12 protein-coding genes are annotated in these 13,036 nt (G+C 52.9%); 11 read left to right on the forward strand and 1 reads right to left on the reverse strand.

Annotation, left to right across the window (positions count from 1 at the left end; all coding sequences use genetic code 11):
* The first annotated feature begins 20 nt into the window (after positions 1–20).
* From FMM72_RS07275 to FMM72_RS07285, 3 genes are all read left to right on the forward strand, one after another.
* Positions 21–440, forward strand: a complete 420-nt coding sequence (locus FMM72_RS07275) for a GNAT family N-acetyltransferase (protein ID WP_160210071.1) — start codon at positions 21–23, stop codon at positions 438–440.
* A 241-nt stretch (positions 441–681) separates the two neighbouring features.
* Entirely contained in the window at positions 682–1,722 is a 1,041-nt protein-coding gene (selD, locus tag FMM72_RS07280) for a selenide, water dikinase SelD (protein ID WP_162221015.1), read from the forward strand.
* A 95-nt stretch (positions 1,723–1,817) separates the two neighbouring features.
* Complete coding sequence (locus FMM72_RS07285) at positions 1,818–2,342, forward strand: nitroreductase family protein (RefSeq protein ID WP_180322895.1); 525 nt, start codon at positions 1,818–1,820, stop codon at positions 2,340–2,342.
* A 74-nt stretch (positions 2,343–2,416) separates the two neighbouring features.
* On the opposite strand, the gene ilvA is transcribed toward FMM72_RS07285, so the two are convergent.
* Positions 2,417–3,616, reverse strand: a complete 1,200-nt coding sequence (gene ilvA, locus FMM72_RS07290) for a threonine ammonia-lyase (protein WP_160210073.1) — start codon at positions 3,614–3,616, stop codon at positions 2,417–2,419.
* A 198-nt stretch (positions 3,617–3,814) separates the two neighbouring features.
* Here ilvA and FMM72_RS07295 point away from each other — a divergent pair, with 198 nt between their 5' ends.
* The 8 genes from FMM72_RS07295 to FMM72_RS07330 all read left to right on the forward strand — a co-directional run bounded on the left by FMM72_RS07295 (position 3,815) and on the right by FMM72_RS07330 (position 13,035).
* Complete coding sequence (locus tag FMM72_RS07295) at positions 3,815–5,347, forward strand: DUF1538 domain-containing protein (protein WP_162221016.1); 1,533 nt, start codon at positions 3,815–3,817, stop codon at positions 5,345–5,347.
* On the forward strand, positions 5,348–6,046 hold the full coding sequence (locus tag FMM72_RS07300) for a transcriptional regulator (RefSeq protein WP_162221017.1): 699 nt from the start codon (positions 5,348–5,350) through the stop codon (positions 6,044–6,046).
* A 567-nt stretch (positions 6,047–6,613) separates the two neighbouring features.
* Positions 6,614–7,885, forward strand: a complete 1,272-nt coding sequence (locus FMM72_RS07305) for a serine dehydratase subunit alpha family protein (protein WP_162221018.1) — start codon at positions 6,614–6,616, stop codon at positions 7,883–7,885.
* A gap of 64 nt (positions 7,886–7,949) precedes the next feature.
* Entirely contained in the window at positions 7,950–9,197 is a 1,248-nt protein-coding gene (locus FMM72_RS07310) for an ABC transporter substrate-binding protein (protein ID WP_347561258.1), read from the forward strand.
* Positions 9,198–9,496: 299 nt separating this feature from the next.
* On the forward strand, positions 9,497–10,372 hold the full coding sequence (locus FMM72_RS07315; protein WP_162221019.1) for a branched-chain amino acid ABC transporter permease: 876 nt from the start codon (positions 9,497–9,499) through the stop codon (positions 10,370–10,372).
* A gap of 67 nt (positions 10,373–10,439) precedes the next feature.
* Positions 10,440–11,444, forward strand: a complete 1,005-nt coding sequence (locus tag FMM72_RS07320) for a branched-chain amino acid ABC transporter permease (RefSeq protein WP_306815396.1) — start codon at positions 10,440–10,442, stop codon at positions 11,442–11,444.
* 125 nt (positions 11,445–11,569) lie between these two features.
* Entirely contained in the window at positions 11,570–12,337 is a 768-nt protein-coding gene (locus FMM72_RS07325; protein ID WP_160210079.1) for an ABC transporter ATP-binding protein, read from the forward strand.
* On the forward strand, positions 12,331–13,035 hold the full coding sequence (locus FMM72_RS07330; protein WP_160210080.1) for an ABC transporter ATP-binding protein: 705 nt from the start codon (positions 12,331–12,333) through the stop codon (positions 13,033–13,035). Before FMM72_RS07325 ends, FMM72_RS07330 begins: the two co-directional genes overlap by 7 nt.
* The last annotated feature ends 1 nt before the right edge of the window (position 13,036 follow it).

A 13,036-nucleotide genomic window follows, 5' to 3' on the forward strand; every position in this document is an offset into this window, starting at 1 on the left:
TTTAATGAAGGCGGAAAAGCATGATACGGAATATGCAGTCCCGCGATTCACAGCGGGCAATGCAACTCTGGCTGAATGGAAATTTGCAGGCTCATGACTTTATCCCGGCAAAATTCTGGGAATCAAATGCTCCAAGCGTATATGAACAGCTTCTGCAGGCCAATGGATATGTATACGAGGCAGACGGCGAAATTCTGGGCTTTGTTGGGATGCAGGGAAATTACCTTGCCGGGATTTTTGTGGACGCCAAGTCCCGTTCTCTTGGAATTGGGAAAAAGCTCCTCAACCATATCAAAAGCAGGTATTCCACCTTTTTTCTGCATGTCTACCAGGCGAATCGCCGCGCGGTGGCTTTTTATCAGCGGGAGGGGCTTTCCATTGCCTCGGAAGGCGTGGACGAGACGACCGGAGAGCCTGATTTTGTTATGACATGGGGATGACAGAAGCCTGCCTGATCGTCCACCGCTGGTAAGCAGCTCAGGATATAGCGGTCAGGCTGTCAAACCCCTTGTATTTTAGCGGCAATTCGGTTATGATAAAATAAATGCAAGGCATTTATTTTATTCTTTGTATATGGCCAGGGCGATTTGCGGGCGCGGCCCGCTGCCGCCCTGATGGCCGATTTTATCATGCCGCTTTGCGGACATCATAAAATATCCATCGAAAAGGAGGCTTGATTGTATGGCGGAAAACCAGAAGCGTCTGACGCAGATGACTGCCAGCGCCGGTTGAGCGGCTAAAATCGGACCAGGGGTCCTTGCACAAGTTTTGTGCAGCTTACCAACTTTTAACGATCCGGATCTGCTTGTCGGATTTGATAAGAGCGACGACGCCTGCGTATACCGCGTCAGCGATACGCTCGCACTTGTGCAGACAGTCGACTTTTTTCCGCCGGTTGTCGACGATCCGTATGCCTTTGGGCAGATCGCCGCGGCGAACGCGCTGTCCGATGTCTATGCGATGGGCGGCACGCCGAAGCTGGCGATGAATCTACTTTGCTATCCAACCTGCCTCGACAAGCAAACCGTGCGCGAAATCCTCGCAGGCGGCTGCGACAAGGTCAAAGAGGCTGGCGCTGTTCTTGCGGGCGGCCACACCATTCAGGACAACGAACCGAAATACGGGCTGTGCGTCAGTGGATTTGTCGATCCTCACAAAATACTGACAAACGCGGGTGCGCATCCCGGCGACTGGCTCATCCTGACAAAACCGCTCGGCGTGGGCGTTTTGAACACGGCGGCCAAGGCGGATCTTTTGACGCCCGAGCAGTTCGCCCCGGCGATTGAAAGCATGGCGACGCTCAACCGCGCTGCCGCTGAAGCGGCCGCGCCGTTCCAGATTAACGCCTGCACCGATGTTACCGGCTTCGGCTTGCTCGGCCATGCGTTTGAAATGGCCGATGGTTCGGGCGTCACCATCCGGCTGTTTGCAAAGGAATTTCCTCTGCTTGGACAGGCCAGGGAGCTTGCGTCAATGGGCGTTCTGCCCGCGGGCGCTTATGCAAACAGCGTCTATCTGGAAGGGAAGGTCTCTTTTGCGGATCACGTTCCGCGTGAGCTGCGCGATCTGGCCTTTGACCCACAGACCTCCGGCGGCCTGTTGCTGTCGCTGCCGGAATCCGAGGCGCGCGCGCTGATGCGCAGCCTGCCGGACGCGGCGCCATGGGCGCGCGTCATCGGCGAGGTGCTGCCTGCCGGCCCGTCGGCGATCCTGATCGAATGAAACAGGGCTATCCGTTAGCAGGATAGCCTTGTTTTTTTATCTCCGGCGTATTAAAATGGAAAGTACAAATATGAAACAGCAGGGAGGAACCGTAAATGATGAACGAAACACTTAAAACGATCTATGCCAGGAGAAGCGTACGCGCCTACAAGCCTGAACAGATCACCGACGACGAGCTTGAAACTGTTCTCAAGGCTGGCCAATACGCACCAAGCGCCAATAATCAGCAATCGCAGGTTTTTGTAGCTGTACAGAAAAAAGAGGTGCTTGACGAATTGGCCGCGCTCGGCATGAAGGTCAAAAACGCCGACAGCAGCCCCTATTACGGCGCTCCGACCATCATCCTGGTATTTGCAAAGGAGGGCTGTTCCGAACCTTTCGCGGACGGCTGCCTCGCACTGGAAAATATGTTCCTTGCCGCCGCCTCCATCGGTCTTGGATCGTGCTGGATTAACTGCGGCAAAAAGATTTTTGCAACCGATGAAGGTAAAGCTTTGAAAAAGCGGCTGGGTATCGGCGACGATTATATCACCGTTGGCTCCTGTATTCTCGGCTATCCGGCGCAGGAGCTGGGCGAAGCCGCCCCGCGCAAGGATGATTATGTTATCTATGTAAAGTAAAGGCGTCCACTGAAAAAAGCCGCGGCCTTTTGACGCGGCTTTTTCTGTATCTGCGTTTTATGCTCCTCAGGCGGTCAGTCTAAAATGACGCGGTAACCGTTGCTCTCCAGTGTCCGCACCACCTCTTTTCCGTGCTCACGGCCTCCCACCTCACAGGTAACGCGCACAAACGTCTCGTTGAGATGCAGATCCGCGTGCATACGGTCGTGCGACAGCACGGTGATGTTGGCGCCTGTCTTGGCAAGCAGCGCGGTGAAATGACCAAGCGTACCGGGGATATCAGGAAGGATCGTTGTAAACTGAAGCTGCCGCCCGCGTGCGACAAGGCCGCGCTCCACAATCTTTTGAATAAAGCCCATGTCGATGTTGCCGCCGGAGAGCAGGCACACAACACGCCGGCCCGAAAGATCAAGCTTGCGGTTGATCGCAGCCGCCAGGGACGCCGCGCCCGCAGGCTCCACCACCATTTTTGTACGCTCAAGCAGCAGCAAAATCGCCTCGGCGATTTCATCATCGTTAACTGTGACCATCTCATCGACATACTGCGCGATCAATCCGACGGTCAGATCGCCCGGAACGCGGACGGCGATACCGTCAGCAATCGTTGTGGAGGTCTTTGTGGTCACAAGCTTTTTTTCGCGGAAGGAACGCACGATGGCGTCGGCGCCCTGCGCCTGTACGCCGACCACCTGGATACGCGGATTAATCTGCTTGATACAAAACGCCATACCCGCCAGCAATCCGCCGCCGCCCGCCGGAATGATCACTGTGTCAACGGTTGGGATATCCCGCAGGATTTCCAAAGCGATGGTCCCCTGTCCGGCCACAACATCCTCGTCATTAAAGGGGTGGACGAACACCGCTCCTGTTTCCTGCTGGATTTCAAGCGCCTTGCTGTAGGCTTCGTCATAACAGTCGCCATAAAGCAGTACCCGCGCGCCGTAGCCTTCCGTGGCGGCAGCCTTTGCCAACGGGGCGCTGCGCGGCATTACAATCGTTGATTGGACGCCGAGCGACGTTGACGCGAAGGCGACGCCCTGCGCATGATTGCCCGCGCTTGAAGCAACCACTTCGCGCACGCCCTCACCAGCCAGACGGGCTATTTTGTTATACGCGCCGCGCACCTTGAAGGAACCTGTCTTTTGCAGATTTTCACATTTCATATACAGTTCCGCGCCGCTCATATCTGAAAATGTCTTTGAGGAACTGACCGGGATGCTGTGGATTACGTCGCGCAGCCCTGCGGCAGCGCGCTCGATTTCACGAATCGTCATGATACCCCTCCTGACTTGCTGGCAGTCCGATTGCTTTCATCATACCACATCAGGAACAATCGAGCAATCATTTCCACTCAGGGCAAGGTGTTTATTGTAAATTTTCCTATTCCAATTCCGTTTTACAGCTGCATATGTTATAATGTAAAATTGTAATATTATACTTTCAGACCTTATAAATGAAAGAGAGGTGCATGCATGAGGAAAAACTTAAAACTGAAAATTAATGAGGCACTCTCCTCCGTTCTCCCAATCACATTGATCGTTCTTCTCCTGAGCTTTACGCTGACGCCCATGCCGACCGGCACGCTGATGCTGTTTATTTTTGGCGCGGCGCTGCTGATTATTGGGATGGGCTTTTTCTCACTCGGCGCAGATATCGCCATGATGCCGATGGGCGATGGGATGGGGAGAAAGCTTGTCGGTCACAACCGGACGGCGCTCGCCGTAATCGTCTGTTTTCTGATCGGCGCAGTCGTCACAATCGCAGAGCCCGATTTACAGGTGCTCGCGCGGCAGGTGCCCGCCGTGCCCGATATGACCATCATCCTGACAGTCGCTGCCGGCGTCGGCGTATTTTTGGCCGTGGCAATGCTGCGCACCAAGATCCGGATTCAGCTGCGTACCATGCTGCTGATTCTTTATCTGGCTGTTTTTGTGCTGGCTGTTTTTGTTCCACGCGCCTTTTTGGCGGTTGCGTTCGATTCGGGCGGCGTTACCACCGGTCCAATCACCGTGCCGTTTATCATGGCGCTTGGCATCGGTATGGCAGGCGCGCACGGCAATAATGAAAACAACTTTGGTATGGTTGCACTGTGCAGCACTGGTCCTATTCTCGCAGTTATGCTTTTAGGGCTTTGCTACAGCTCCACCTCGGTCAATTACACCCCCTTTTCAATTCCAACCGTCTTTACGTCGCAGGATGTCGGCAAACAATTTGCCGCCGGCTTCCCCACCTATATCCACGAGGTTATATTCGGGCTTTTGCCTATCCTCATTCTGTTCGCAATTTTCCAGTTTGCGGCGCTGCGCCTGCGGCGGCACGCAATTGTCAAAATCCTGATCGGCATGTCCTATACGTTTATCGGGCTTGTACTGTTTTTGACCGGCGCGAACGTCGGATTTATGCCAGCCGGTTATTTCATCGGCGGCGAGATGGCCAGCCTGCCGCAAAAATGGATACTGATGCCGCTTGGAATGATCGTCGGTTATTTTATCGTCACAGCCGAGCCAGCTGTCCACGTTCTCAACAAACAGGTCGAAGAAACCACCAGCGGCGCGATTTCACAGCATGTGATGCGTCTGAGCCTTTCCATCGGCGTAGCGGTTTCCATCGGACTTTCAATGGCGCGCGTCCTCACCGGGATTTCCATCCTCTGGTTTCTTGTCCCGGGTTACGCACTTGCACTTGGCCTGATGTTCGTTGTCCCAAAGATGTTTACCGCAATCGCGTTTGACTCGGGCGGCGTCGCAAGCGGTCCCATGACGGCGACCTTTTTGCTCCCGTTTGCGATGGGCGCGTGCGAATCGCTCGGCGGCGATGTTTTGATGGATGCATTCGGCATTGTGGCCATGGTCGCAATGACGCCGCTGATTACGATCCAGATCGTCGGGCTTGACTACAAACGCAGGCTCAAAAAGGCTGAAGCCGCCGCCATTTCAGCAATCGACGATGAGGTCATCGACTATACCGACGCGGCCAATGCACAAGCATCGCAGGAGGATTTGTAAATGGAACAGCATCTGATCAAGCTTCTGATTACGATTGTCGACCGCGGAAAGGGCGCCAAAGCGGCTGCGCTTTATCGGTCTGAGCATCTCTATTTCAATTATATCTGCCTGGGACTCGGCACGGCCAACAGCGAAATCCTGGACTATTTTGGGTTGAGCGAAACGCAAAAGGACGTTGTTTTTACGCCTACGCCGGCCGTTAAGCTACACAGCGTCATGCAAAAAGCCGGTGAACGTTTCCGGATCATGCATCCCGGAATGGGGATTTTATGCGCCTTGCCGTTGTCCGGCGTCAGCGGGCATATTCCCAAGTCAACCTGTAGGCCGGAATTCCTGTCAACTGAAAATGGAGGGAATGAATTGGAAGCAAGCGTTCAGTATGATTTGATCTTAGCAATTGTAAACCATGGATGCACAGATACCGTCATGCGTGCCGCACGTGCCGCAGGCGCAGGCGGCGGCACCGTTCTTCATGCGCGCGAGGTCGGCGAGGAGGACATTAAAAATCTTCTTGGCATCACAATTGAGCCGGAACGGGAAATTGTCATGATTCTCTCGCCGCGTGCGCAAAAACAGGCGATTATGCAGGCAGTGAACAAAGCCGCCGGCTTGGCGACAGACTGCCGCGGCGTTCTTTTTTCCCTGCCGGTCGACGCGATTATGGGACTTCATAACGCAGAAGCAGACATACAAAAATAGCTTTCGTGCGCTGGTTTGCGCACCTGTCCGACGGCGAACCGGCCTATTTTGACGCGCTTACGGAGGAGTTTTCCCATTTATCCGGCGATCAATCGACAGCACATCACAGTCAGAATAAAACAGCTTTAAAAGCAGCCGCCTTGAGGCGGTTCAATTTAGGATCTCGTATTGTTCAAGGTATTTTGAGAAAGGGCGTAGCCTGCGGGCTACGCCCTTTCTCTGTTATGCAGGTCGTTCAAACAGGACGGGGGGTATTCTCACAGGCTCGCGATCTTCTGCGCCTCAAATCCGATCGAACAATTTTTGTCTCATTTTGAGACCAAAAGAGCAGATTCTGTTCTTATTAAGAGAGACTCAAAAGTTCAATAGTATCAAAATAAGACATATTTTGTTATTCATTTTTGCTACTTTCTATAAAAATCACATGTTTATAATAGAGAAATATCCCTTAAACATATTTTAAATCGACAGAAACACTTGAAATATTTCTTGTGGTAATTATAATACAGCTACCAAAAACAAGATAGTATCAAAATAATACATTTCAAAATGTGGAGGTAAAATAAAGTGACACGAGAAGCTTACCAAAATTATCTGAAGATTCTTCAGGAGGAGCTGGTTCCGGCGCTGGGATGCACCGAACCGATAGCAATCGCTTTTGCAGCGGCCAAGGCGCGCGATGTACTCGGTATGCTTCCCGACCGCATCGTTGTGGAGTGCAGCGGAAATATCATCAAAAATGTAAAAGGCGTGATCGTGCCCACCACCAAAAATCTGCGCGGTATGGAAGCTGCGGCAATCATAGGTATTGTGGGTGGAGATCCATCCAAGGGCTTGGAGGTGCTCTCCGGCGTCTCCGAAAAGCATCTTGCAATCGCGAAGGAGTGGCTTTCAAAAGGCATTTGTGAGACGAAATGGCTGGACAGCCCTGCCAAGCTGCATATTATTGCGCGGCTGTTCGCGGGAGAACACAGCGCGATGGTAGAAATTATCCATAGCCATACCAATATTGTTCATGTGGAAAAGGACTGCAAAGTACTGACAGATATCCCGCACAGCGAGGAGGATGAAGGCCGGCAGACTGATTATAGCTGCCTCAATATCTCCGATATCTGCGATTTTGCCCGGACGGTTAAAATTGACGATGTAAAAGAAATTCTTGACCGCCAGATTCAGGATAACACCAGTATTTCTCAGGAGGGGCTGAAAAACTCCTATGGCGCATGTGTGGGCAAAACACTGATCGACGCATATGGAAACGATATCGAGGTGCGCGCGCGGGCTGTGGCAGCCGCCGGCTCGGACGCCCGTATGGGCGGCTGCGAGCTGCCGGTGGTTATCAATTCCGGCAGCGGCAATCAGGGCATGACGGTTTCGCTGCCGGTAATTGAATATGCCAGGGAATTGCAGGCAGAGCAGGAAAAGCTTTACCGGGCCTTGTGCATCAGCAATTTGACCGCAATCCATATCAAGTCCCGCATGGGGCGTCTTTCAGCCTTCTGCGGAGCAGTCAGTGCTGCGGCCGGAGCAGGAGCCGCGATCGCTTATCTGAAGGGTGGTGATGAAGCGGTTATTTCCCAGACGATTGTCAACACGCTGGGCAATGTATCCGGGATCGTTTGTGACGGGGCAAAGCCATCATGCGCCGCGAAAATTGCGTCCAGTCTGGACGCGGCGATCCTCGGCTGCGCCATGGCGATGAAACAGCGCGGCTTTCGGCCCGAGGAGGGCTTAATCAAGCCGACGATTGAGGAGACGATTGCCAGCATAACCCGGATGGCCAAGGACGGTATGCAGACCACCGACGAGGAGATTTTGCGCATCATGGTGGGAGCGTAAAGGGTAAGGAATCTGTTTGGGAGCGATCTATACAAAATAACAAAAAATGATTGACAAAGGGAGGATGGTCATCAGAAAATGCGTGATGCGCCGCATTGGCACAGATGACCAAATTGGAAAGATGAAAAAATTTCTCAGTATCACATTAGCGATGTCTATGATGCTGGCCGCTATGGCCGGCTGCGGCAATGCATCCGCCCCTGTTTCTTCTCAGGCCTCCGGCGGGGCGGCTGCGACGGAGCCTGCAGCGCCCGCCGCAGGCGATCCTGTCCGGATTGCAGTTGCAGCCCCTATGACCGGCGACAATGCGGAGTATGGCATTGGTTTTTACAATGCCGCCACCCTGATGGCGGAAAAATGGAACGCACAGGGCGGCGTGTTGGGCCGTCAGATCGAGATTGTGCAGTATGACGACAAAAATTCCTCTGAAGAAGCGGCATCGATTGCACAAAAGATTGTGAGCGATGGAACGATTGCCGGCGTAATCGGACATTTTGCGTCCGGCGTGTGCATGGTTGCCGCGCCGGTTTATCAGGAAAATCAAATCATTGAGATTTCCCCATCGTCCTCACATCCGGATTATTCCGGAATCGGTGATTACATATTCCGCAACAACACCGTTATAAACGTTGAGGCGTCCGCCAGCCTGGATATCGCGATCAACGACCTGGGAAAGAAGAACATCGGCATTATCGCGATCCAGACCGATTGGGGCCAGAACACGGCGTCCATCGTAGAGGAACTGATTGCCGGCGAATACGGCGAAAGCGGCGCTACGATTGTTGCCCGCGAGGATGTGATGGAGGGTTCCGACGATTACAGCCCTGCAATCACCAAGCTCGACGCGGCCGGCGCTGATGTTGTAATTTGCTGCGGCATGTACAGCCTGGTAGGTCCGGTAGCCAAGCAGTATAAGCAGGTTAATCCCGATATCAGCATCGTCGCATTCTCCAACGCTTACAGCCAGCAGCTGATTGAGCTTGGCGGAGAGGCTGTCAACGGCGTGCGGTTCCCCGTTATCTTCTTTTCCGGTTCCGAAGATCCGGTCATCAAGGAATATGTCGAAACCTATACCGCACAGTTTGGTTCAGAGCCAAGCGCGCTGACCTCACAGGCATATGATTCCACGGGCATGCTGTTGGAAGCGATCAAAGCCGCCGGCGCCACAGACAGCGCCGCTGTAAAAGACGAGCTTTACAAGCTGAACTATCCCGGCGTGACAGGCGACACGCAGTTTGATGAAATCGGCGACGTTCACAAGGCGTTTGTAAAAGTCGAAATTCAAGACGGCAAGTTTGTCGAGCTGACATAAAAGCCCGGCAAAGGGAGACGGACCGCCCCAGGGGATACCGCCCTGGGGCCTCCTTCACAAACACAAAGGGGCGTTTGCATCGCCGGAACGCATCTGGATTTTGGCAAAGTCAAACAATTCGGCCAAAGAACCAGCGCGTGTTTTTGGCATATGCCCCGAAACGGGAGTTTTTCCTGATTCCCGCGGAGTATGTTCGCCTGTTCATGAAGCCTATGCCTGAGTGGTTCAGGCATACTCCTGGGAACAAGTAAACAGGAAGGAGTATGTTGAGGTCCTCGCGGATCTCAACAGTGACGACTGTGGTTATACAGCAACTTTTTAATGGTCTGGCACTTGGGATGGCATATGCTCTGATTGCGGTGGGCTATTCCCTCGTCTTTGGTATTTTAAGGCTGACCAATTTTTCACATGGTTCCATCTATGCATTCGGCGCACATATGGCAGTGTCCTTCGCCGGTTTTCAATTCGGTTTGTTTTTTGCGATCGTGCTTGCGATTATCCTCACAGGTATCTTAGATATCCTGGTGGATAAAGCGGCCCTGGCCCCACTGCGAAAAAAGAATTCGATGCCGATTGCATCGCTGATCACCACGATCGGCATCTCGCAGATTATCCAAAACCTGCTGACGATTTTTTATGGAAGCCAGCGGCGTTCTTTTCCGGCCCTTTTCGATTTTGGAATGATCAGCATCGGTTCGATTCAAATCCATTCCACGCAGCTGATGATGTGCGTGGTTTCCCTAATTCTGCTGCTGGTGCTGACAACCATCATTGAAAAGACAAAAATTGGCCTGGCCATGCGCGCTACCGAACAAAATACAAAAGCGGCCAACCTGATGGGCATCAATGTCAACTTTGTGATTTCGGTGACGTTTTTTCTGACCGGCGCTTCCGCTGCGATCGCCGGCTCGCTTATCAGCGGATATTATCAGATCGTTTACCCAACCATGGGATTTATGGCCGGGCTGAAAGCGTTTGCCGCAGCGATTTTGGGCGGCATCGGTTCCCTGCCCGGCGCTGTGATCGGCGGCTTGGTGGTGGGCGTGTCCGAAAGCCTGGGCGCAACGTTTCTTGGTTCCACCTACCGCGATTCCATTGCGTTTATCATTTTGATCATTGTATTGATTGTACGCCCAACCGGCCTGTTTGGCAAGAAAGCTATTACAAAGGTGTGAAATCATGGGGAAAATTTTAAAACCTACAGAAAGCCGCCTGGGCAAACACAGAGGATTCATATTCTCAATGGAGTCCTTCTGTGAAAAATATAAGCTGCCGATTTGGGCTGCGGCGGCTGTCATACTGCTTGGTCTGCCCCTGTTGGGCTTGAGCCAATACTTAATCCGTATTTTTATCATGATTGGTATTTACTCGATGCTGGCGCTGGGATTGAATCTGCTCACTGGTTATACAGGGCAGGTTTCTCTCGGCCATGCGGGATTTTTTGCGATCGGCGCATATGTTTCCTCGCTGATGTCCATCAACCTGGGATGCAGCTTTATTATTTCGTTTATTGCGGGTGCGCTCATAACGGCGCTGTGCGGTTTTCTTCTGGGGCTTCCGACCATGCGCCTTTCAGGCAGTTATCTTACCATCGTAACGCTTGGCTTCGGAGAGATTGTTAAAATGGTGCTCCTCAACTGGACGGATGTCACCAACGGCCCAATGGGTCTGAAAAATATTCCCAAGCCGAATCTGTTCGGTCTGGATCTGACACTGGCCAACAACGGCCTGTACTATCTGATGCTGCTTCTCGTTTTACTGGTATCGGCGGTATGCGTGGTGCTCATCCGCTCAAAAACCGGCCGCGCTTTCATCGCGATCAAGGACGACGAGCTCGCCGCCACTATGATGGGGATTCACACCTCCCGCTTCAAAATTTTATCCTTTGCTTTTTCGGCCGGGATCGCTGGGCTCGCGGGCGCGTTCTATGCGCCGGTTATCGGCTTTATCGACCCAAATACCTTTGTCTTTGACGTTTCCACGCTGATTATCAGCATTGTAATTTTAGGCGGCATGGGCACCATGCGCGGCATGTATCTGGGGGCGGCGATTCTGATCGCGTTTCCTGAGGTAGCGCGCTTTTTGATGGACTGGCGTTTTGTTGTATACGGCCTGGTCCTTGTGGTGATGATGCGGTTTCGTCCGCAGGGTCTGCTCGGCTGGAAATCGCAGATGCCCTATAAACTGCCAAAGCTGACCCGCATCGCTTTAGAGGAGCGCAAAGCCCAAAGGGCGGCCGAAGCTTGACGCGACGGCGGCAGGATTTTGCAGAGAAAGGAGCGCGGCCCGACCTTGGCCAGAGGCCGTTTGAAAAATCGGTAATCCCTCTATTTTCAAACAGGCCCCGATCAGGATGGGCCAAAACCATTACAATGGCTTTATTATCCGTAAAAAATGTCACAAAGCGATTCGGCGGCCTGATTGCGGTGGATCACGTCAGCTTTGAAGTCAATCAGGGCGAGGTCATCAGCTTGATCGGCCCAAACGGAGCGGGCAAAACCACTGTGTTCAACATGCTCACAGGCGTGTACCAGATCGACGACGGCGAAATTATTTTTGAAGACCGCCCCATTCATAACCTGGCTCCACAGGAGATTGTAGATGCGGGTATTTCACGGACCTTCCAGAATATCCGCCTGTTTGGCAGTATGCGCGTGGTGGAAAACGTATTGGTAGGCACCCATATCCGCACGCAGTACAGCTTTTTTGATTCCTTTTTCCGCACTGGACGTTACCGGCGGGAGGAAGCAAAGCAGACGCTCAAAGCGCTGGATATTTTGGATTCGATCGGTCTTGGTCATTATGTGGACGATTACGCATCCAGCCTGCCGTATGGCGACCAGCGCAAGGTGGAAATTGCCCGCGCCATCGCTACCGACGCGAAAATAATCCTGTTGGACGAACCTGCCGCAGGCATGAACCCACAGGAATCGCTGGAACTGATGGAGTTTATCCGTTCCCTCACCCGCAAAGGCTATACCATCGTGTTGATTGAGCACGATATGAGCGTGGTGATGAATGTTTCCGACCGTATTTATGTGATAGATCACGGCAAGCCGATCGCGCAGGGCCTGCCTGATGAGATCGCAAACAACGAAAGAGTGATCGAAGCTTATCTGGGAGGAGTGAAAAAATGCTGAAGGTCAGTGGGCTGCATGCCTTCTACGGCAGTATTCACGCCTTGAAAGGCATCGACCTTGAAGTGCATCAAAGTGAAATTGTCTCATTGATCGGTTCAAACGGAGCGGGTAAGAGCACCGCCCTCGGCGTTATCGCCGGTCTGGTGCGTTCTTCGTCCGGAAGCGTGGAATTTGAAGGAAGAAACATCACCAATTGGCCTGCGTTTCAAATGGTGAAGCTGGGGATCAGCCTTTCTCCGGAGGGGCGGGAGGTTTTTCCGGCCTTAACAGTAGAGCAAAATCTGCGTCTGGGCGCTTATATCAAGAAGGATAAAGCGATTGAGGATTCTTTTACCCGCGTGTACGATTTGTTCCCGCGCCTCAAGGAACGCATGAAGCAGCAGGCGGGAACCCTTTCGGGCGGCGAGCAGCAGATGCTTGCCATCGGGCGCGCGCTGATGTGCGAGCCGCGCCTGCTGATGCTTGACGAGCCGTCGCTCGGTTTGGCTCCCAATATTGTATTGCAGATTTTTGATCTGATCGAATCGATTAACAAGCAGGGCACCACCATCCTGCTGATCGAACAAAACGCCAATATGGCCATGTCGATTTCCCATCGCGCCTATGTGATGGAAACCGGTACAATCGCCATGCATGGCGACGCCGGAGAACTGGCGAACGATCCGCGCGTTAAGAAAGCCTATCTTGGCAACAAATGAG

Origin of the sequence: Anaerotruncus colihominis (assembly GCF_010206195.1) — a bacterium.
Classification (GTDB): Bacteria; Bacillota; Clostridia; order Oscillospirales; family Ruminococcaceae; genus Anaerotruncus; species Anaerotruncus colihominis_A.